Source organism: Gordonia polyisoprenivorans NBRC 16320 = JCM 10675, from assembly GCF_000241325.1.
Taxonomy (GTDB): Bacteria; Actinomycetota; Actinomycetes; order Mycobacteriales; family Mycobacteriaceae; genus Gordonia; species Gordonia polyisoprenivorans.
Map to the genome: position 1 here is coordinate 52,831 of NZ_BAEI01000068.1, position 20,784 is coordinate 73,614.

A 20,784-nucleotide genomic window follows, 5' to 3' on the forward strand; every position below is an offset into this window, starting at 1 on the left:
CAGAAGATGTCGGGCCCGGTGTCTGCGTGAGCGCAGGCACCGGGCCCGAGTCGTCAACGGCGTGCGCGCTCCGACGTGCGGGCTCCGCCTCAGCTCAGTGCGTCGCCGATGCGGCTCGCGAGGTCGCCGACCTCTGCGGTGCTCATCACGAAGGCCGGGGAGATCTGCAGGGCGCCCTGCCCGGCGGCACGTCCGCTCACCCCGTGCCTGCGCATGGCCGCCACCGCGTCCTGGGCACGTGCGGGATCGGCGAGCTGGACGGCGCTGACCGCGCCCAACCCGGTGCGGACCTCGCTCACGGCGTCGAGATCGGCGAGCGGGCGTAGCGCCGTCGCCAGATCGGTCTCCAGACGCGTCGCCTCGGCGAGCAGGCCCTCGCGTTCGATGATGTCGAGATTGGCCATCGCCGCCGCGGCGGCACCGGCGTGACCGCCATAGGTGTAGCCGTGTCGCCACCAGACGCCGCCGGCGTAGAACGGCTCGGCGATCCGTGGTGCGATGAACACCGCGCCCATCGGCACGTACCCCGACGTCAGTCCCTTGGCGGTGGTCATCAGATCCGGTTGCAGATCGAACCGGGACGACGCGAACCAGCTGTCGCCACCGATGCGACCGAAACCGGTGACCACCTCGTCGGCGACGAACAGCACGTCGTGGTCACGGCAGATCTGGCGCACCTCGGCGAGATACCCCTCGGGCGGCAGGTACACCCCGCCGGCGCCGATGATCGGTTCGCAGAAGAAGGCGGCCACCCGATCGGCGCCGACCCGTTCGATGAGCCCGAGCAGACTCTTGGCGTCGTCCCAGTCGACCGACTCCGCGTCGGGCATGAGTTGTCCGTAGCCGTCGTGGTTTGCCGGGATACCGGCCAGCGAGGTACCCGCGACATGCATGCCGTGGTAGGCCTTGGTGCGGCCGACGAGCAAGGTCTTCTCCGGCTTGCCGACCTCGGTCCAGTACCGTCGCGCCAGCTTGGCCGCGGTGTCGACGGAATCGCTACCGCCGGAGGTGAAGAAGATCTTGCTGCCGGGTACCGGTGCCAGCGCGGCGAGCCGGTCGGCGAGGGTGTCGGTGACATCGGCGGTGAGGTCACCGAATCCGGAGTAATGGGCCAACGTCGCCAATTGTGTGCGCACGGCGTCGGCGATCTCGGTGCGACCGTGACCGACGTTGGTGAACCACAGTCCCGCCGTGGCGTCGAGGTAGGAGTTGCCCTGCGCATCCCAGATGCGCGCCCCCTCACCGCGGGTGACGACGAACGGACCGTTGGTACTCACCGAACCCATGTCGGCGAAGCCATGCCACAGCGAACCAGCCATGGTCACCATGATGCCGGTCGCCGCCGTGCACGTGCGTCGCGGGGGCGGGCAGGAGCCGGTGCGATCCAGCCCACCCCCGCCCGACCCCATATCCTGGAACGCATCATGTCCTCCTCCCCCGCCCGCTCCACCGCTCATCCGGAGGACGTCGATCCTCACGAACTGCGCGAGCGCATCGCTCGGCTGAGCATCGTCGACGAGCACTCGTTGGGCCGCAGACTCGACAAACTCGGACTCGACAAACTCAGACTCGACAAGCGCGGACCGGACAAGCGCGGACCGGACGAACGCGGTACAGCTTCCTCGCCCGAACGTCTGGACGGCCTGCTCCGCGCGATCGAAGGCGCGGAGAAACGGATCGCTGCTCGACGTGCTGCGATCCCGGTCATCGAGTATCCGGCGGAGCTCCCGGTGTCGGCGGCGCGTGCGGAGATCGCCGCGGCGATCGCCGAGCATCAGGTGGTCGTCGTCGCCGGGGAGACCGGGTCGGGCAAGACCACCCAGTTGCCGAAGATCTGCCTCGAGCTCGGCCGCGGTGTGCGGGGGGCGATCGGTCACACCCAACCCCGTCGGATCGCGGCCAGTTCGGTGGCGCGCCGGATCGCCGACGAGACGGGCACCCACATCGGCGACGCCATCGGTTACTCCGTGCGGTTCTCCGATCGTTCGGGTGCCGACACGCTGGTGAAGGTGATGACCGACGGCATCCTGCTGCGGGAGATCTCCTCGGACCCGATGCTGCGGCACTACGACACGATCATCGTCGACGAGGCCCACGAACGCAGTCTCAACATCGATTTCATCCTCGGTTATCTGCGCCGCCTGCTGCCCCGCCGGCCCGACCTCAAGGTCATCATCACCTCGGCGACCATCGAACCCGACCGATTCGCACGGCATTTCGCCACCGCCGATACCGAGGTGCCGATCCTCGAGGTGTCGGGGCGCACGTATCCGGTCGAGGTGCGGTATCGCCCGCTGTCACTGCGGGAAGACCCTGATTCCGGCGACGACGCCGGTGGCGGCGAGCACGCCGATCTCGATCTGTTCGAGGGGATCGACGCCGCAATCGGCGAGTTGTGGGGCGCGAATGGTCGCGGGGACATCCTGGTGTTCCTGCCCACCGAACGCGACATCAGAGAGGCCGCGGCAGTGCTGTCGCGTCGTGTCGCCGCGGGCGCGGAGGTGGTTCCGCTGTTCGCGCGGTTGTCCATCGCCGACCAACAGAAGGTGTTCTCGCCGTCGGACGGCCGTCGAATCGTGTTGGCCACCAACGTGGCCGAGACATCGCTGACGGTTCCGGGCATTCGCTACGTCATCGATTCGGGGACCGCACGCATCTCCCGCTATTCGACGCGCACGAAGGTGCTCCGGCTGCCGATCGAACCCATCTCGCAGGCCAGCGCCCGCCAGCGTGCCGGGCGCTGCGGGCGCGTCGCGCCCGGCGTGTGTATCCGGCTGTACTCCGAGGCGGACTTCGACGCCCGGCCCGCCTTCACCGATCCGGAGATCCTGCGCACCAACCTGGCGTCGGTGATCCTGCAGATGACCGCGCTGCGCCTCGGCGACATCGCCGACTTCCCGTTCGTGCAGCCACCCGACGCCCGGGCGATCCGCGACGGCATGGCAGTCCTGGGTGAACTGGGCGCGATCACCACCGGCGGCCAGAAGACGCGTGGCACAGCGCGGTCGGACTCCGGCACTGCCCGGTCGGACTCCGGCACGGCGCCCCGGCTGACGCCGGTCGGCGCGACGATGGCGCGCATTCCGGTCGATCCGCGGATCGCTCGCATGCTCGTCGGCGCCCGCGACGAGGGATGTCTGGAGCACGTGCTCGTCATTGCTGCGGCATTGTCGCTGCCCGATGTCCGTGAGCGACCGGCCGAACATCGGGAGGCCGCCGACGCCGCGCATCGTCGCTTTGCGGTCCCGGGCTCGGATTTCCTCGCCTACCCGGCGCTGTGGGCGTATCTGCAGGAGAAGCGCAAAGAGCTGTCGGGCAATCAATTCCGGCGGATGTGCGAGCGCGAGTTCCTGCACTATCTGCGCATCCGGGAATGGCAGGACCTGCATCGGCAGTTGCGCGGCATCGTCTCCGACCTCGACTGGGAGACTCCACGCACCGAGATCGATGCCGATGCGATCCATCGCGCGATCCTCGCCGGGCTGCTCGGCAACATCGCCGCACGCAATGCCGAGGGCCGCGAATACACCGGAGCCCGCAACACCACGCTGATGATCTTCCCCGGGTCGTCGGTCGCCAAGAAGCCGCCCGCGTTCCTGATGGCGGCCGAGATCATCGAGACGTCACGGTTGTTCGCGCACACCGTGGCCGGGGTGGACCCGTTGTGGGTGGAACGGTTGGCCGGCGACCTGGTCAAACGCACCTACAGCGAGCCGCACTGGTCGTCGCGGCGGGGCGCGGCGATGGCCTACGAACGCATCACCCTCTACGGGGTCACCCTCGTCGCACGACGCCGGGTGACCTATGGCCCCATCGACCCCGAGGTCTCCCGGGAGTTGTTCCTCCGGCACGCCCTGGTCGAGGGCGACTGGAAGACCGACCACGAGTTCTTCCACCGGAATCGGCAACTGCTCAGCGACGCCGCCGATGTCGAGCACCGCGCCCGACGGCGCGATGTGGTGATCTCCGAGGAGCAACTGTTCGAGTTCTACGATCAGCGCATCCCTGCCGAGGTGACCTCGGCGCGACATTTCGACTCCTGGTGGAAGAAGACGCGGTCGGCGCAACCGCATCTGCTCGACCTGACCGCGGCCGATGTGGCGGCTGACGTCGCCGTCGCCGACACCGACTATCCGGGGTTCTGGCAGCAGGGCCAGACCCGTCTGGAGCTGCGGTATCGTTTCGAGCCCGGCGCGCCCGACGACGGCGTCACCGTCGTCATCCCGAAAGATCTTCTGCCCCATGTACGCAACGCCGGCTTCGATTGGCTGGTCCCGGGGATGCGCTCGGAGTTGGCGACCGAACTCGTCAAGACCCTGCCGAAGTCGCTGCGCAAGACGATGGCACCGGCCCAACGTTTCGCCGATCTGGCGCTCTCTCGGCTGACCCCACGCTCGGAGCCGCTGATCCGCGGTCTGGCCCGGGAGTTGTCGACCATCACCCGTCACTCGGTCTCGCCCGCCGACTTCGACCCCGACCGACTCCCGACGCATCTGCGCATCCACTTCGCGGTCGTCGACGACAAGGGCGAGATCCTCACCCGTACTTCATCGTTCGCCGAACTGTCGGAACCGACATCCGCCGCCACCACACAGACGGCCACACCGGTGTACACCACGTGGACCGACGAGGGCATCGGAACACTCGCGCCGAGCGAGACCGCCGACGTCGCCGGGCAGACCATCACCCGCTACCCGACTCTGCACGTGACCCACCGCGCCGGCCATCCCGACGGGGTCTCGGTTGTCCGGGCGGCGACCACCACCGAGGCGAGCACCGCCCTGGCCGGCGGCGTGATCGTGTTGTTGGAGAACACGATCCCCGCATTGAGTCCGAAAGCCGCCTCCGGACTGGACCCTGCCGGACGGATCGCGTTGAGCCAGAGCCCCTATCGGGAGCCGGCGCGGTTGTTCGGCGATTGCACACGCCGAGCGATCCGTGATCTCGTGGAGCCCGACGAACTGCGCGTCGTACGTTCGCCCCAGGCGTTCGCCGCGCTCGCCCAACGGCTGCGGCCAGCGGTGACCGACGCCGCTCCGGAGTATCTCCGCCTCGCGGTCGACGTCCTGCGGGAGTTGGTGGCACTGCGCGGTGTGATCGACACCCATTCGGGGCAACTCGCCGCCGACGACGTCGCCGAACAGCTCGGCCATCTGGTGTTCGACGGCTTCGTCGCCGCCACCCCACGGGAGCACCTGGCGGAGGTGCCCCGCTATCTGCGCGCTGCCCGTGAGCGCCTGGAGCATCTGCCGGCATCCGCCGCGCGGGACCGCGCCGGCATGGAGGCACTGGATCGGGTGGTGGAGCGCTGGAACCAGCGGCTCGCGCAGGTGCCCGACGGCAGGCGAGACGCGGTCAACGAACAGGCGCACTGGCTCGTCGAGGAATTGCGGGTCGGTCTGTTCGCGCAGCGACTGGGCACGCGTTATCCGATCTCGGAGAAACGGGCGCTACGGACCCTGGACCGACTCGGCTGACACGACGCCGGCTGCGGGCGTCGTCCGGCCGTGGGTCAGATTGCCCTGCAGGTCGTCGATCTCGCGTTGGAAGTCCTCGAGGGAATCGAACGAGCGGTACACCGACGCGAATCGCAGGTAGGCGACCTCATCGAGGTCGCGCAAGGGTTTGAGGATCGCCAATCCGACCTCGTTGCTGGGGATCTCGGCGACTCCGGAGGCCCGAACGGTCTCCTCGACCTGTTGGGCGAGCTGCGCGAGATCGTCCTCGTCGACCTGGCGTCCCTGACACGCGCGTCGGACCCCACGCATCACTTTCTCGCGGCTGAAGGGCTCGGTGACGCCATTGCGTTTGACGACGGCCAGGACAGCGGTCTCCACCGTCGAGAACCGGCGACCGCATGCGCTGCAGGAGCGGCGCCGACGGATCGCCTGCCCCTCGTCGGCAACTCGGGAGTCGATGACCTTGGTGTCATCATTCCTGCAGAACGGGCAGCGCATACACCGACAATACCGCCCCACCGCGGTGGAACAGCCGTGTGATCGCCTACCCCGGTCGTCACCGGTAGGCGGGTACCAGCAGTGCCTGACCGACCTGGAGCCCGCTGCCGGACATCTCGTTCATCCGCGCGATCTCGTCGATGACGGCCTGCCGGGGCAGGTCGGGCGCGACCCGTGCGGCAACCGAGTTCAGCGATTCCCCGGCACGTACGTGCACGACCTCGGTGGCCGCGGGCGCCGGCGTGGTCGACTGCTGGTAGTCGCTACCGGCCACGGCCACCAGCCACACCAGCAGCGCCAGGGCGACACCGGTCAGCACGGCCACCATCGCACCGGTACGGCGAGCGGTGCGGTGCGCGGTGACCCGCGGGCCGACCGGAGTTGCGCAACGGGTGCCCGCAACCGCCGGAAGGCGGCGCGCACCGGTCCGGGCCGGGCCCGCATATGCCGGTCGTCGGCGGGCCGGGTCGCGCTCGAGTGTGCGCCGCTCCGGGAGGCGACGGTCGGACGACCGGTGTTCGGGCGCGCGGTGTTCGGGCGCGCGGTGTTCGGGCGCGCGGTGTTCGAGCACCCGGTGTTCGACGGTTGCGCGGGCCGGCATCGACGCCCCGCGGCGAACGGCGGCGGCGCGGTGAGCCGTCCGGCGGGACCGAACGGGCAGGTCGTTGGTGCCCGGCGCGGTGGGCAGAAGTACGGTCGGCATGGCGTCTCCCTATCTCGATCATGCATTCGAAGAACGGATGTTCGAGTTCTACCACGGGGCACCGACAATTTCTCGCGACACGTCGAACACATGTTTGAGGTTGCCTGTCGCCTCGGCTACCCTGGCCGGTGTTCAGCTCTCCACAGGGCCCGTCAACCAGGGCGTACCCCGCGAGGATGTGCGCACCGACCGAAAGGATGCGAACCCCATGAGTGAGAAGAAGGGCCGCTCGGGTGACCCCGACGCGGCGACCGTCACCGATCCGGACGACGCCGTCGCGACCGGCCCGATCGATCCCGCGGCCGTCGAGGCCGCGCTCACCCCGCGCCAGAAGGGCGTGCTCGATGTGATCCGCAAGTCCGTGCGCGAACGCGGGTATCCGCCGAGCATCCGCGAGATCGGCGACGCCGTCGGCCTGGCGTCGACCTCATCGGTCGCGCATCAGCTGCGAACCCTCGAGCGCAAGGGTCTGCTCAAACGCGATCACAACCGACCCCGCGCGGTGAACGTCCAGGACGGCGATCCCACGCCCACCGACGACAACCCGAATGCGTCGAACCTCCCCACGCCGACGTTCGTGCCGGTTCTGGGACGTATCGCGGCCGGCGGGCCGATCCTGGCCGAGGAGGCCGTCGAGGATGTCTTCCCGCTGCCGCGTGAACTCGTTGGCGACGGGTCACTGTTCCTGCTGCGCGTCGTCGGTGAATCGATGATCGACGCGGCCATCTGCGACGGCGACTGGGTGGTCGTTCGTCAACAGAACGTCGCCGACAACGGCGACATCGTCGCGGCGATGATCGACGGCGAGGCGACGGTCAAGACCTTCAAGCGCAAGGACGGCCATGTGTGGCTGATGCCGCACAACGACCTGTTCGAGCCCATCCCCGGCGACGACGCCGCGGTGCTGGGCAAGGTCGTGACGGTGATGCGCCGCATCTGAGCGGAGTCACACCCGCCGGCCCGCTCAGCCGAACGGCTCAGCTGCGCAACGCTTCCGCGGCCGCGGCACGCGCATCGGCCGGTGAGGCGGTCGCCAGTGCAGCCTGCGCGGCGGAGCGGCACGCCTCGCGGTCGACCTCGGCGAGCTTCGCTCCCACCGCGGGCGCCGCGGCCGGGGCGCTCGACAGCGAGGTGACGCCGAGCCCGACCAGGACACACGCGAGCAGCGGATCGGCGGCGGCCTCGCCGCACACCCCGACCGGTGTCGCACTGCGGGTGCCCGCCTCGGCGACGGTGGCGATCAGCGAGAGCACCGCAGGCTGCCACGGGTCGGTGAGCCCGGCGAGCTCGGCCGACATCCGGTCGGCGGCCATCGTGTACTGCGTGAGATCGTTGGTGCCGATCGAGACGAAGTCGACCTCGGCGAGGATCGCCGGAGCGAGGATCGCCGCCGAGGGGATCTCGATCATCACCCCCGCCACCAGCCCGCGACCGCGGACCTCGGCGGCGAATTCGGCGGCTTCGGCGGCCGAGGCGATCATCGGCGCCATCACCCAGGGCGTGGTGCCGGTCGCCTGCGCGGCGCGGGCGATCGCGTCGAGTTGACCGGTACGGATCTCGGGATGTGTCGCGGCGATCCGGTTGCCTCGTACGCCCAGTGCGGGATTCGCCTCGGTGCCGTGATCGACGAACTTCAGCGGCTTGTCCGAGCCGGCATCGAGCGTCCGGACCACGACCTTCTTGCCGTCGAAGGCCTCGATGACCTCGCGATAGAGCGCTGCCTGCTCGTCCACCGACGGTTCGTCGGCCCGATCGAGGAAGGCGAGTTCGGTGCGGAACAGACCGACCCCCTCGACGGGGTACGCCGTCGCCGCCCGCGCCGAGACGCCGTCGGCGACGTTCGCCAGGATGGCCACCTCCACACCATCGGCGGTGCGCCCGGGCCCGGTCCATCCCGCGATCGCCTCCGCCTCCCGACGACTCTGCTCCACCTCGTCCCCGGCCCGCGCCGGATCGGGGTGAACGACAACGGTTCCCGCGGTTCCGTCGACGAGAACGGGCGTGCCCGCGGGTACGTCGTCGAGGCCGGCGACCGCCACCACGCACGGAATCCCCAGTTGGCGGGCGATGATCGCGGTGTGGCTGGTCGGCCCACCGAGCCGGGTGGCCAACGCGGTGATCAGTTTCGGATCGAGTCCAGCGGTGTCGGCCGGCGCGAGGTCGTCGGCGAGGAGCACCGACGGCTCGTCGGGCACGGGGACCCCGGGCTCGGGCTCGCCGAGTACCTCGGCCACCACCCGATCACGGACGTCGTTGAGGTCGGTGATGCGCTCGGCCATGATCCCGCCGAGCTTGGCGAACATCGCGGCGAACTGTTCGGTGGCCGCGGCGGCCGCGGCCGGGGCCGGGGTCCCGTCGGCGATCAGCTTGGTGACCGTGCCGATCCACCCGCGGTCCTCGGCGAGGCCCGCGGTGGCGATCAACACCTCTGCGGCGGCACCCGAGGCGTGCGAGGCGCGCGCACGCAGTCGCGCGGCGACCACGGCCGCGGCATCGACGAAGCGGGCCTTTTCGGCCTCACGGTCGGCCTCGTCCACCACATGTGAGCCCGGATCGGCGGGCTCGACCCTCACCCGCTCGCCCGGACGGACGACCGGCCCGTAGGCCTTGCCGCCGACGACGGGCGTCCCGTGCAGCGTGGTGTCGGCATCCGACGCACTGCTTTCGGTCTGCGTGTACTGGGGGCGAACCTGTTGATCCACGGTTCCGGCCTTTCCTCGTCCTTCAATGATGCGGTCGTTCGGTGATGCGGTCGTTCGGTGGTGCGTGCGGGCGTTTCGGTGATGCGGGTCGTACTGGTCAAGCGGTCGTTCTGTGTGATCCGACCAGGCTTCCGATGGATGTGAGACACCGGTACGTCACCACCTCTTGTGATCAAAGTTACAAGAAATCCTTGACTTGTCAACACAAACAGGCGTAAACACAGATATATCAACACCGGGTCCCACAGAAACCCACATAGGGTCGGTGGTCGGAAAGAGATCGGAGAGACGTGTACGCGGAAGAACGACAGCAGGCGATCGCCGAGCTGGTCCGCTCGAAGGGCCGCGCCTCGGTGAGCGCGCTCGCCGAGCGCTTCGAGGTCACCAGCGAGACGGTGCGACGCGATCTGGCGAGCCTGGAACGCGCCGGCCATCTGCAGCGCGTACACGGTGGCGCGGTTCGGCCCGGCCTGGTCCAGATCGTCGACGAGCAGGGCATCGGCGAGCGCGAGGCCAGCCATGCCGATCAGAAGGTGGCGATCGGCCGTGCGGCGATGCGTTTCCTGCCGCCCGACGGCGGCTCGCTCGCGCTCGACGCCGGCACCACCACCTACCAGGCCGCACTCAACATCCCCACCGACCGACGCCTGAGCGTGGTCACCAGCAGCCTGCCCCTGGCCACGCTTCTTGCCGAACATCCCAGCGCCACACTGCATCTGGTGGGAGGACGAGTTCGCAGTCTGACGCAGGCCGCAGTCGGCGCCGACACCGTGTCCCGACTGCGGCAGTTTCGCTCCACGGTCGCCTTCATCGGCACCAACGGGGTCAGCGAGGGGCTTGGACTGTCCACGCCGGACCCCGACGAGGCGGCGGTGAAGTCGGCGCTGGTGCGCTCGGCGCAACGCGTGATCGTGCTCGCCGACTCCTCGAAGATGAATCGCGAGGACTTCGCCGGTTTCGCCGACCTCGACGACGTCGATGTCCTCATCACCGACGCCGGTATCGATCCCACCTTTTCCGCGGTGCTCTCCGCCCGCGGCATCGAGGTCGTGATCGCATGATCCTCACCGTCACCGCCAACCCGAGTCTCGATCGCACCCTGGAGATCGCCGGCCCCCTCCAGCGCGGGGAGGTGCAACGCACCGTCGGTGTCCGCGCCGAGCCGGGCGGCAAGGGCGTCAATGTTTCCCGCGTCATCGCCGAGGCGGGTCTGACCACCCTCGCGGTCCTACCGGCGCGCAACGGCGATCCGCTGCTGACCGCGTTGGACCAGGTCGGACTTCGCCACGAGGCCCTCGCCGTGCCCGGCGAGGTGCGGTCGAACATCACCATCGCCGAACCCGACGGCACCACGACCAAGATCAACGCCTCCGGCCAGTTCCTCGACGACCGTCAGGTGCGTGCGTTGACCGACCTCGTCTTGGCCCGCGCGGCCGGTGCCGACTGGGTGGCCCTGTGCGGATCGCTGCCACCGGGTGTCGCCGACGACTGGTATCGCGTACTCGCCGACCAGCTCATCGCGCGCGGACACCGCGTCGCCATCGACACCTCGGGTGCTCCCCTGACGGCAGCGGTGACCGGACGCGTCGACCTGATCAAGCCGAACGAGTATGAACTCGCCGAGGTCAGCGGTGCCGATCCGGAGATCCTGCGTCACGCCGCCGCCGAGGGCGATCTGTCGCCCATCGTCTCGGCGTCGGCCGACATGGCGCACCGCATCGGCGGCGCCGTGCTGGCCACCCTCGGTGCGGCCGGCGCACTGCTGACCACCGAGTCCGGCAGCTGGTTCGCCACGCCGCCGCCGATCGTCCCGCGCAGCACCGTCGGCGCAGGCGACTCCTCGCTGGCCGGTTACCTGATCGCCGAAACCCGGGGCGCCGACGAGCCCGGACGGTTGCGCAGCGCGGTCGCCTATGGTGCCGCGGCGGCCGCACTCGCCGGCACCCAGCCTCCCCGCCCCGACCACCTCGATCCCGACCGTGTCGTGATCACCGATCTCGCCGGAGCCGCCCCAACCCCATGACAAACAACCCGTGACCCCGAACAACTCCAGAACCAGATCCACCATCAGCACCCAACCAGCGACACACCAGTAAGGAAACCCATGTCCGAGCAGATCATCACCGCAGCCACGGTGAATCTCGACGTCGACGCAGGCGACGACCCGTCGGCGGTGATCAATCACCTCGCCGAGAACCTCGGCGAAGCCGGTCGCACCAGCGATCCCGCCGACCTCGCGCGCGCCGCGCTCGCCCGAGAGGCCAAGTCCGCCACCGGTCTACCCGGCGGGATCGCCATCCCGCACGCCCGCGCCGCATCGGTGTCGCAGGCGAGCCTGGCGATGGCGCGGCTGTCGAAGAAGGTCGACTTCGGCGCCCCCGACGGTCCGGCCGACATCGTCTTCCTCATCGCCGCCCCCGAGGGCGGTGCCTCCGAGCACATGAAGCTGCTCAGCTCGCTCGCTCGTGCGCTGGTCCGTCCCGACTTCGTCGCCTCGCTGCGGGCAGCGCGCACCGACGACGAGATCGTCGACCTCGTCGACGGTGCGATCAATCCGCCCGCGGCCGGCTCGAGCACCACCGCGGCCGCGAGCACCGAGAAGGCGGCACCGCAGAAGGTGGCCACCGACACGGTGACCACCCAGAAGACCGCGCCGGTCGACTCATCGACCCCGGCCGCACCGACGAGCGACAAGCCGATGTCGATCGTCGCGATCACCGCGTGCCCCACCGGGATCGCCCACACCTACATGGCCGCCGACGCGCTGAAGTACGCCGCCGAGCGCGCCGGTGTCGACTTCCACGTCGAGCCCCAGGGGTCCTCGGGAACCACCCCGTTCACCCCGGACGTCATCGCCGGCGCCGACGCCGTCATCTTCGCCACCGACGTCGGCGTCAAGGGCAAGAGCCGGTTCCACGGCAAGCCGGTCATCGAGTCCGGTGTCAAGCGCGCCATCAACGAACCCGACGCGATGATCGCCGAAGCGCTTGCGGCAGCGAAGAATCCGCACGCGGCGGTGGTGCGCGCCGGCGACGGCGACAGTGCCGGCGCCGCTGCCACGGAGAAGGGTGGGCTCAGCCTGGGCAAGCAGGTTCAGCAGGCCCTGATGACCGGCGTCAGCTACATGATCCCGTTCGTCGCTGCGGGCGGTCTGCTGATCGCTCTCGGATTCCTGCTGGCCGGCTACCAGATCGCCAACAAGAACATCGACAAGACGATGAGCGACGGTGCCTACATCGCGCTGCACAACACTCTCTGGAATCTGCCGGCAGGAGGACTCGGCACCTACCTGGGCGCGGTGAGCTTCGCGATCGGTTCCCTGGCGATGAGCATGCTGGTCCCGGCGTTGGCCGGCTACATCTCGTTCGCGATCGCCGACCGGCCCGGTATCGCGCCCGGCTTCGTCGCCGGCCTGGTGTCGGTGGCCGTCGGCGCCAGCTTCATCGGCGGCCTGATCGGCGGCCTCGCGGCCGGCGTCGTCTGCCTGGCGATCTCGCGACTTCCGTTGCCGCAGTGGGCGCGTGGCCTGATGCCGGTGGTGATCATCCCGCTCTTCGGCAGCCTTGTCATCGGTGCGGTGATGTTCATGTTCCTCGGCAGGCCGCTGGCGTGGCTCACCACCGAGATGAACAACGGCCTCAGCAGCATGACCGGTGGCTCGGCGATCATCCTGGGCATCGTGCTGGGCCTGATGATGTGTTTCGACCTCGGCGGCCCGGTGAACAAGGCGGCCTACCTGTTCGCCACCACCGGCCTCGCGGTCGGCGGCTCGGCACAGCTGGAGATCATGGCCGCGGTCATGTGTGCCGGCATGGTCCCGCCGCTGGCGATGGCCCTGGCGTCCACGGTCCTGCGTCCGCAGCTGTTCACCGAACCCGAGCGTGAGAACGGCAAGGCCGCTTGGCTTCTCGGCGCCTCGTTCATCTCCGAGGGTGCCATCCCGTTCGCCGCGACCGATCCGCTGCGGGTGATCCCGTCGATGATGGCCGGTGGCGCTCTGTCCGGCGCGCTGATCATGGCGCTCGGTGTCGAACTGCGCGCCCCGCACGGCGGTGTGTTCGTCTTCTTCGCCATGAACGCCTGGTGGTGGTTCCTCGTCGCTCTCGCCGCGGGCACCGTTCTCTCCGCGCTGTGCGTCATCGCCGCCAAGCAGTGGGGCCGCAACCGTGACCGCACCGCCGTCGCGACGACCCCGCGGGAGGCCGTCCCCGCCTGATGGCGCGGTTCGCCCACCTCGACCGACCGCCGCGGGCACAATCGAAGATCCCGCCCGCGAACGGTCCGTCCCTCACCACCGATCCCATCCGATTCGATCCCATCCGCGTACATCCCATCCGAACAGGTCAAGGAGAATCCATCATGCCCAGCACCACCGTCGCCGTCGGCTCCGCCGTCGGACTGCACGCCCGCCCCGCGACGATCATCGCCGAGGCCGCAGCCGACGCCGGCGGCCTGATCACCCTGGCCGTCGAGGGCGGCGAGCCGGTCGACGCCGGATCGGCGCTGATGATCATGACGCTCGGCGCCGAGAAGGGCACCAACGTGGTCGTGACCGCCGAGGACCCGGCCACCGTCGACGCGATCGCCAAGTTGGTCGCCACCGACCTCGACGCCGAGTGACCGGGTAACCGGACCCCGACGAGCATCGGCCACCGACCCAGCGGGTCGGTGGCCGATGGCGTTGTGGCCGAAACACTTGTCCCACAGGGATTGTGACCGAGGGATTCCGGCGGTGGAGAACCCCGACCGGTCAGGAACGCACCGGGACCGTCTCGATCTGGTAGGCGCGCGGGGTCCGGCCGGTCACCTGTCGGAAGGCCGAGATGAAGGCACTCGGGGTGGCCCACCCGCAGTCGTGCGCGGTCGCGGTGATCGAGCGCCCCTCGGCGAGCGCGATCATCGCCTGATACACCCGGATGTTGGTGCGCCACTGCGGATATGTCATCCCCATCTCGTCGTGGAACAGTCGCGCAAGGGTGCGTTCGCCTGCACCCGCGGCCGCCGCGAGGTCACCCAGCGGGCGGGGCACCGAGAGGTCGGCGAGCACCAGATCGCACGCACGTGCGAGGCGATCGTCGCGGGGTGCGGGCAACGAGACCGGCTCCTGGGGCACGCGGCGCAGCTGATCGCGCAGCACGGCGCGGATCCGGGACAGTTCGTCGGCTCCGCGGGCGTCCTCCGCGGCCGCGATCACCAGCTCCCGCACCAACGGCGTCACCGAGATCACCGCGGGACCGTCCGCGTCGAGGACTCGTTCGACGGCGGCGAAACCCACGGTGTGAAACCGGCTGGACCCGTGGAATCGGTGCTGGTGCCAGGTCTCGGCGGGAATCCACACCGCGCGATTCGACGACGCCACCCATCCCCCGGCATCGGTGGCAACGGCGATCACCCCGCGACTGACGTAGATGAGCTGGTCGTCGGTGTGCCGATGGCGTTCGACGATCTCCCCTGCCGCACGTGACGACGACTGGGTCACCACATCCTCGTGCTGGCTGTTTTCCGACATGAATCGACAGAATATCGGAAGACTGCACCACGGCGACGAACCACGATGGAACCATGAGCATCGAGGACACCGCCGTCGAGTCGACTCCGCCGGGATCTCGCCGACCCGCCGGGTCGTCATGGCAGCGCATGCGGATCTGGGCCACCGCCCATGCGGTCGACGACTTCTATCAGGGCCTGGTACCGGCCGCCGTGCCGTTCTTCGTGCTGGAGCGGCACTACTCCTACGTCGGCGCCTCGGGTCTCGCGCTTGCCGCGACGCTCGGCAGTGCACTGCCACAGGTCCTCGTCGGGCTACTGGCCGACCGCCATCGGCTGCGGTGGATGTCGCCGGTCGGACTGGTCGTGGCCGGGCTGGGTGCCGGACTCGCCGGTCTCGCGGGCTCGTATGCCCTGGTCTGGATGCTGTTGCTGATCTCCGGCTTCGGTGTGGCGATGTTCCATCCACCCGCCGGGCGCGACGCCCGAAGCGCCGCGGGCGACAGCGCGAGCGCGATGAGCCTGTTCGCCGCCGGCGGCAGCGTCGGCTTCTTCCTGGCGCCCGCCCTGGCCACCCCGGCACTCGATGCGTGGGGTGTCGGTGCGACCGCGGTGTTCATCGGCCCGGCGGTGGTGATGGGATACATCCTCTGGCGCCATCAACGCCGAACGGTGGTACATCCCGCCGCGCGGATCGCCCGCGGCGGAGTCGACCGCTGGGGCATGTTCGGCACCTTGACCGCCGTCGAAGTGGTCCGCTCGACGATCTCCTTCGGCGTCAACACCTTTATCGCGCTGTATTGGATCCGATACCTCGGTGCATCGAGTTCGATTGCGGGACTTGCCCTCACGCTGCAATTGGTGGGCGGGGTGTTCGGCACGCTGGCCGGCGGCCGGCTCGGTGACCGCGTCGGGATGGTGCGCACCGTGCAGATCGGCAACATCGCGCTGATCCCCGCCTTGTTCGCCATGCTCGCGTGCGGCCATCAGATCGCGGCCCTGCCCCTGGTCTTCGTGGTCGGCCTGGTGACCAACATCCCGTTCGCCGTGCTGGTGAAGCTGGGCCAGGACTATCTGCCCAACCGCCCCGGCACCGCGGCCGGTGTCACCCTGGGACTCGCGGTCAGTGCCGGCGGTCTGTTCATGCCGTTGTTGGGCATCGTCGCCGACCGGTGGGGCACGCAGGCCGTGTTCGTCGTGCTCGGCTGCATCCCGGTCCTCGCGCTGGCCCTGTCGAGCGGGTTGCGCGAACCGACACCCACACCCGAGGCGGTCTAGACCGACCCGCGATCAGCAGCACTCGATCGGCAGCACTCGATCGGCACCGGAGACGGTCAGGACCGGGTGACCACGAGGTCGGCGAGCTGACCGGCGAAGGCCTGCGGCACCCGTACCGTCATGCGGGTGCCGTCTGCGGTGTGGTCGCTCGCGAGCACCTCCCCCTCCTCGTGGATGCGGGAGATCAGGTCACCCCGGGTGTAGGGCACGGCGAGGGTCAGTTCGACATCGGTCCGGCCGACGAAGTCCCGTACCCGATCGAACAGCGCCGGCAACCCCTCACCCGTGCGCGCCGAGACGAACACCGCGTCGGGGGCCATCGCCCGCAACTCTGTCATCCGGGTGTGGTCGATCGAGTCGATCTTGTTGATCACCAACAGTTCCGGCGGCGCGGACACCCCCTCCTCGGCGACGACCTCGTTGATCACCCGGCGGACCGCGGCGATCTGCTCGGCGGGGAATTCGTCGCTGCCGTCGACGACGTGCAACAGCAGGTCGGCGTCGACGACCTCCTCGAGGGTGGAGCGGAAGGCTTCGACGAGTTGGGTCGGCAGGTGGCGGACGAAGCCGACGGTGTCGGTGAAGACCACCTCGCGACCGTCGTCGAGCGTGGCCCGGCGGGTCGTCGGGTCCAAGGTCGCGAACAGGGCGTCCTGCACCAGCATGCCCGAGCCCGTCATCGCGTTGACCAGCGACGACTTCCCGGCATTGGTGTAGCCGGCGACCGTCAGCGACGGCACCGCGCTGCGGCTGCGAGCCGATCGCTTGGTCACGCGCGCCTTCTTCATGTCCCGGATCTCGCGCCGCAACTTGGCCATGCGTTCACGAATCCGGCGACGATCGGTCTCGATCTTGGTCTCACCGGGTCCGCGCAGGCCGACACCACCGTTGCTGCCGGCACGGCCACCGGCCTGCCGGGACATCGACTCACCCCAACCACGCAGGCGGGGCATCATGTACTCCATCTGGGCCAGCGACACCTGTGCCTTGCCCTCGCGGGAGGTGGCGTGCTGGGCGAAGATGTCGAGGATCAATGCGGTCCGGTCGATGACCTTGACCTTGACGACCTTCTCCAGCGCGGTGAGCTGACCGGGGGTGAGCTCACCGTCGCAGATGACGGTGTCGGCGCCGGTGGCCAGCACGATCTCGCGCAGTTCCTCGGCCTTGCCCGACCCGATGTAGGTGCCGGGGTCGGGGGCATTGCGTCGTTGGATGACGGCGTCGAGAACCGCCGACCCGGCGGTCTCGGCCAGTGCGGCGAGCTCGGTCATCGCCGCCCGCGCCTGCGCCGAGGTGCCCTCGGTCCAGACGCCGACCAGCACGACGCGTTCGAGTCGGAGCTGCCGGTACTCGACCTCGGTGATGTCGGTGAGTTCGGTCGACAGACCGGCCACGCGCTGCAGCGAGGCACGCTCGGACAGTTGGAGTTCACCGGTGGTCGGCTCGTCGGTCCGGTGACTCCCGGTGATGCCCTGGTCGTCGGTGACTCCGGTGTCCTCGGGGATACCGGTGTCCTCGGCGAGATCAGGGGTCGGGATGGGATATGCGGTGTGTGTCGTGTTGCTCATACGCCTTCCATGGTCGCATGCGGCAACGATGCAGCGCACACGAATATTTCGCGGCGCCCGGCGACGACTCCACGGCCCGGACCGTTCCGACCGGCTGTCGGCGCCCCCGGCTGTCGGCGGAAGCGTTCGCCGGTCGTGTCAGGATCCGTCCCACCCGGCGCGCAACGCGCCGTCGGCGACCAGTTCCGACGGGCCGCGCAGCCACGCATCGTCGGCGAGGATGCGCACCTCGACCCGCCCGCCGGGCACGTCAATCACCAACTCCCCGACCCGCTCACCCCGATGACGTAGTGCGGCCGCCGCTGCGGCGACCAAACCCGTTCCACAGCTTCGGGTTTCGCCGACCCCACGTTCGAACACCCGCATCCGGGCGTACAGCCGTCCGTCGACGGCCTCCGGGACGGTCAGCAGTTCGACGTTGGCTCCGTGGGCGAAGACCTCGGGGTCGATCACGACACCCCGGGAGAAGTCGACGGCGGCCAGGTCGTCGGCATCGAGTTCGGGAACCACACAGGCCAGGTGCGGGTTGCCGACGTCGACGGCCACCCCGGGGTACAGATCGTCGCCGATGCGGACCGTCGAGGGCTCCCCGACGCTCGCCGGGCCCATCTGCACACTGACGTCGGCGCGCAGTCGGTCGAAGGAGTGCACGACGACCGGTCGCGCGCCGGCGCGCGAACCCACGGTGAATTCGTCGGTGCCCACGAGTCCCGACGCGCGCAGATGATGGGCAAAGACACGGACCCCGTTGCCGCACATCTCGGCGATCGAGCCGTCGGCGTTGCGATAGTCCATGAACCAGTCGTCGGGGTTCACCCGGTCCGGCAGGGCCTCGAGCACCCCCGCCGCGACCAGCGCACCCGATCGCGCGACCCGCAACAGTCCGTCGGAGCCGATACCACGTTGCCGATCGCACAGTGCGGCGACGAGATCGGCACCCAGCGCGATCTCGACCGCGGGATCGGTGAGGATGACGAAGTCGTTCTGGGTGCCGTGGCCCTTCACGAACGGCAGGCCACTCTTCGATTCGGCGGCGGTGGTCGAGGCGCTGGTCGTCACCGGTCCAGGGTAGCCAGTGCCCGATCGGTGAGGTCAGTGGCCGCGGCGTCGAGCCACACGATCCGATGATCACGTCGGAACCAGGAACGTTGCCGGCGAACATAGCGCCGGGTGCCGATGACGGTCAGCTCGACGGCCCGGTCGAGGTCGTACTCGCCGTCGAGGGCGGCCAGGGTCTGGGCGTATCCGATCGCCCGGCGCGCGGTGAGCCCCTCACGCAGCCCGTTCTCGGCCAGCCTGGCCACCTCGTCGACCAGGCCGTTGGCGAACATCTCCGCGGTGCGCGCGGCAATCCGCTCGTCAAGGTCAGCGGTTTCTCTGTCGAGAGCGAGAATCCTTGTACCCCAGCGCGCTTCACCGATCTTGGGAGCCGACGCGGCGAACGGCTCTCCGGTGAGTTCGACGACCTCGAGTGCCCGGACGATCCGGCGGCCGTCGGTGTCGAGGATCGATTCGGCCGCGGCGGGGTCGACCTCGGCGAGCCTGCGATGTAGGGCGGCGACGCCGATCTGCGCCAGCATCTCCTCATAGCGCGCACGCACCTGCGGGTCGGTCGCCGGAAACTTCCAGTCGTCGAGCAGTCCCTGGATGTAGAGCATCGATCCGCCGACGATCACCGGGGTCCGGCCGGCCGCGAGCAGCTCCTCGATGTCGCGCGTGGCCGCGGCCTGGTATCGCGCGACCGTGGCGATCTCGGTCACGTCGAGGACGTCGATCTGGTGATGGGTGATACCACGACGCTGTGCGACGGTGAGTTTCGCGGTGCCGATGTCCATTCCGCGGTACTGCTGCATCGCGTCGATGTTCACGATCTCCCCGTCGAGGGCCTCGGCGAGATCGAGCGCGAGATCGGATTTGCCGACCGCCGTGGGACCCACCACCGCAACCGGAACGGGCGCCCCGATGTCACCGCCGGTCATGATCGGCTCCTGTTCGGGGTCCGGCTGGGAGCGGGGTCCAGCGAGCGACGACGTACCCCACGCCGAACGGTGCTGCGGCATACAGGCATTCGGTGTCCAATCGGGCAGGGTCCAACCGGGCGGGGTCCAACCGGGCGGGGTCCACATCGGTGTGCGCGCCCGACGCCCGGGCCACCGCCGCTGCGACCTGCCAGGCGACTCGTCCACCGACACCCTCGGCATCGCACTCCTGCGCGTCGAGGTCGGCCAGAGTGTCCAGATCCCCACATTCGAGGGCGGTGTCGATCCGCTTCTGCAACCGCACCGCCGATGCGCGTTCGCCACCGCCCGGAGCTTTCGGGGACAACGCGGTCGCGCCGTCGCCCACCACGAGCAGACCCACCGATTCGGACACCGCCGACAGCGCCGCCGCAATCTCGTCCCCCACCGCCGCGCACTGTGCGGGGCTCGCCGACGGGTCGAGCACCACCGGCGTCACGCGGTCGGCGCCCGCCTGTTCCCGCAGCCAGGCGGCGATCAGCATCGACAGCGGCAATCGCGGTCGCACCGGCTCGGCGTCGGCCTGCGCGCAAGCCTCCTCCACGGCGGGATCCAGGGTCACCGGTAGGTCGACACCGAAGCGCGCAAAGGTCCCGGTGACGGCCACATCGGTGCCGCATCGCGGCCGGTCGGTGAGCACGGCTGCGGCGGGCCCGCTCGCCGGAACGGCCGGCGCGTCGTCGGCGCCGAGGGCAACCCATCGGGTGGCCGAGGCCGCCAGCGCCCGCACCGCCGAACGCGTCGCCTCACGGACCGGCCGCGTGTCGACGGCGTCGGGACCGGCGAGTTCGGGTACCAGCAGGGGCGCACTCGGGACGAATACCGCGCAGCTGAACACGTGCTCGACGCTAGTCGACGGCGCAGCGCCACCGTGGGCACCCCGGGCGGGCGTTCGCGGCCCGACCCCGCCGATCGGGCGACGAGCGGTACCCATTGTTCCGCAGCCCACACGCGATGAACTCTGAGCTGCTTGAATGGACTCCAGCCCGGCGGCCAACGCGGCCGGGGATCGAAGTGAAACGGCAGCCGTGACGCGCGGCACCACAAGGCGGGAAGGGGCACCTGCACATG

At 69.4% G+C, this 20,784-nt stretch carries 16 protein-coding genes; 7 read left to right on the plus strand and 9 right to left on the minus strand.

Going from position 1 to position 20,784, the window contains the following annotated elements; genetic code table 11:
• Positions 1–89: 89 nt before the first annotated feature.
• The gene (locus tag GOPIP_RS17865; protein ID WP_006371163.1) at positions 90–1,319 is read right to left on the minus strand and encodes an aminotransferase family protein; all 1,230 of its coding nucleotides are present in this window, start codon (positions 1,317–1,319) and stop codon (positions 90–92) included.
• Between the two features lie 105 nt (positions 1,320–1,424).
• On the opposite strand from GOPIP_RS17865, the gene hrpA reads away from it, so the two are divergent.
• Positions 1,425–5,477, plus strand: coding sequence for an ATP-dependent RNA helicase HrpA (gene hrpA, locus GOPIP_RS17870; protein WP_006371164.1), 4,053 nt, complete (start codon positions 1,425–1,427; stop codon positions 5,475–5,477).
• Here hrpA and nrdR read toward each other — a convergent pair.
• Both nrdR and GOPIP_RS17880 read right to left on the minus strand, forming a co-directional pair.
• A complete protein-coding gene (nrdR, locus tag GOPIP_RS17875) occupies positions 5,451–5,957 on the minus strand; it encodes a transcriptional regulator NrdR (protein ID WP_014359831.1) in 507 nt (168 codons plus the stop codon). The two genes, hrpA and nrdR, sit on opposite strands and share 27 nt — an antisense overlap.
• A 58-nt stretch (positions 5,958–6,015) precedes the next feature.
• Complete coding sequence (locus GOPIP_RS17880; protein WP_006371166.1) at positions 6,016–6,660, minus strand: LysM peptidoglycan-binding domain-containing protein; 645 nt, start codon at positions 6,658–6,660, stop codon at positions 6,016–6,018.
• A 208-nt stretch (positions 6,661–6,868) separates the two neighbouring features.
• Here GOPIP_RS17880 and lexA point away from each other — a divergent pair, with 208 nt between their 5' ends.
• On the plus strand, positions 6,869–7,600 hold the full coding sequence (gene lexA, locus GOPIP_RS17885) for a transcriptional repressor LexA (protein ID WP_006371167.1): 732 nt from the start codon (positions 6,869–6,871) through the stop codon (positions 7,598–7,600).
• A 37-nt stretch (positions 7,601–7,637) separates the two neighbouring features.
• Here the strand turns inward: lexA and GOPIP_RS17890 are convergent, their stop codons facing one another.
• Positions 7,638–9,362, minus strand: coding sequence for a putative PEP-binding protein (locus GOPIP_RS17890; RefSeq protein WP_006371168.1), 1,725 nt, complete (start codon positions 9,360–9,362; stop codon positions 7,638–7,640).
• A gap of 290 nt (positions 9,363–9,652) precedes the next feature.
• Between GOPIP_RS17890 and GOPIP_RS17895 the strand changes: the two genes are divergently transcribed.
• The 4 genes from GOPIP_RS17895 to GOPIP_RS17910 all read left to right on the plus strand — a co-directional run bounded on the left by GOPIP_RS17895 (position 9,653) and on the right by GOPIP_RS17910 (position 13,982).
• Complete coding sequence (locus tag GOPIP_RS17895) at positions 9,653–10,423, plus strand: DeoR/GlpR family DNA-binding transcription regulator (protein WP_006371169.1); 771 nt, start codon at positions 9,653–9,655, stop codon at positions 10,421–10,423.
• Positions 10,420–11,385 carry a 1-phosphofructokinase family hexose kinase gene (locus tag GOPIP_RS17900; RefSeq protein WP_006371170.1) on the plus strand — a complete coding sequence of 322 codons (966 nt, stop codon included), beginning with the start codon at positions 10,420–10,422 and terminating at the stop codon, positions 11,383–11,385. The genes GOPIP_RS17895 and GOPIP_RS17900 overlap by 4 nt, the downstream gene beginning before the upstream one ends.
• A gap of 81 nt (positions 11,386–11,466) precedes the next feature.
• Positions 11,467–13,578, plus strand: a complete 2,112-nt coding sequence (locus tag GOPIP_RS17905) for a PTS fructose transporter subunit IIABC (protein WP_006371171.1) — start codon at positions 11,467–11,469, stop codon at positions 13,576–13,578.
• Between the two features lie 143 nt (positions 13,579–13,721).
• Positions 13,722–13,982, plus strand: coding sequence for an HPr family phosphocarrier protein (locus GOPIP_RS17910; RefSeq protein ID WP_006371172.1), 261 nt, complete (start codon positions 13,722–13,724; stop codon positions 13,980–13,982).
• A 130-nt stretch (positions 13,983–14,112) separates the two neighbouring features.
• On the opposite strand, the gene GOPIP_RS17915 is transcribed toward GOPIP_RS17910, so the two are convergent.
• Positions 14,113–14,871: an AraC family transcriptional regulator gene (locus tag GOPIP_RS17915; protein WP_035728365.1), complete on the minus strand. Its 759-nt coding sequence runs from the start codon at positions 14,869–14,871 to the stop codon at positions 14,113–14,115.
• 53 nt (positions 14,872–14,924) lie between these two features.
• Between GOPIP_RS17915 and GOPIP_RS17920 the strand changes: the two genes are divergently transcribed.
• Positions 14,925–16,127 (plus strand): MFS transporter, encoded by a 1,203-nt coding sequence (locus tag GOPIP_RS17920; RefSeq protein ID WP_020171488.1) that lies wholly within the window; start codon positions 14,925–14,927, stop codon positions 16,125–16,127.
• 56 nt (positions 16,128–16,183) lie between these two features.
• Here GOPIP_RS17920 and hflX read toward each other — a convergent pair whose 3' ends face one another.
• The 4 genes from hflX to GOPIP_RS17940 all read right to left on the minus strand — a co-directional run bounded on the left by hflX (position 16,184) and on the right by GOPIP_RS17940 (position 20,551).
• A complete protein-coding gene (hflX, locus tag GOPIP_RS17925; protein ID WP_006371175.1) occupies positions 16,184–17,695 on the minus strand; it encodes a GTPase HflX in 1,512 nt (503 codons plus the stop codon).
• Positions 17,696–17,833: 138 nt separating this feature from the next.
• Positions 17,834–18,754: a diaminopimelate epimerase gene (gene dapF / locus GOPIP_RS17930; RefSeq protein ID WP_006371176.1), complete on the minus strand. Its 921-nt coding sequence runs from the start codon at positions 18,752–18,754 to the stop codon at positions 17,834–17,836.
• Positions 18,751–19,674, minus strand: a complete 924-nt coding sequence (gene miaA / locus GOPIP_RS17935; protein ID WP_006371177.1) for a tRNA (adenosine(37)-N6)-dimethylallyltransferase MiaA — start codon at positions 19,672–19,674, stop codon at positions 18,751–18,753. Before miaA ends, dapF begins: the two co-directional genes overlap by 4 nt.
• A complete protein-coding gene (locus tag GOPIP_RS17940) occupies positions 19,661–20,551 on the minus strand; it encodes a class III extradiol ring-cleavage dioxygenase family protein (protein ID WP_006371178.1) in 891 nt (296 codons plus the stop codon). The genes miaA and GOPIP_RS17940 overlap by 14 nt, the downstream gene beginning before the upstream one ends.
• Between the last annotated feature and the right edge of the window lie 233 nt (positions 20,552–20,784).

Coding starts and splice junctions, on each gene's coding strand:
- GOPIP_RS17865 (WP_006371163.1), bottom strand. CDS start 1,319: ATGGCTGGTTCGCTGTGGCATGGCTTCGCCGACATGGGTTCGGTGAGT.
- hrpA (WP_006371164.1), top strand. CDS start 1,425: ATGTCCTCCTCCCCCGCCCGCTCCACCGCTCATCCGGAGGACGTCGAT.
- nrdR (WP_014359831.1), bottom strand. CDS start 5,957: ATGCGCTGCCCGTTCTGCAGGAATGATGACACCAAGGTCATCGACTCC.
- GOPIP_RS17880 (WP_006371166.1), bottom strand. CDS start 6,660: ATGCCGACCGTACTTCTGCCCACCGCGCCGGGCACCAACGACCTGCCC.
- lexA (WP_006371167.1), top strand. CDS start 6,869: ATGAGTGAGAAGAAGGGCCGCTCGGGTGACCCCGACGCGGCGACCGTC.
- GOPIP_RS17900 (WP_006371170.1), top strand. CDS start 10,420: ATGATCCTCACCGTCACCGCCAACCCGAGTCTCGATCGCACCCTGGAG.
- GOPIP_RS17905 (WP_006371171.1), top strand. CDS start 11,467: ATGTCCGAGCAGATCATCACCGCAGCCACGGTGAATCTCGACGTCGAC.
- GOPIP_RS17910 (WP_006371172.1), top strand. CDS start 13,722: ATGCCCAGCACCACCGTCGCCGTCGGCTCCGCCGTCGGACTGCACGCC.
- GOPIP_RS17915 (WP_035728365.1), bottom strand. CDS start 14,871: ATGTCGGAAAACAGCCAGCACGAGGATGTGGTGACCCAGTCGTCGTCA.
- GOPIP_RS17920 (WP_020171488.1), top strand. CDS start 14,925: ATGAGCATCGAGGACACCGCCGTCGAGTCGACTCCGCCGGGATCTCGC.
- hflX (WP_006371175.1), bottom strand. CDS start 17,695: ATGAGCAACACGACACACACCGCATATCCCATCCCGACCCCTGATCTC.
- miaA (WP_006371177.1), bottom strand. CDS start 19,674: ATGACCGGCGGTGACATCGGGGCGCCCGTTCCGGTTGCGGTGGTGGGT.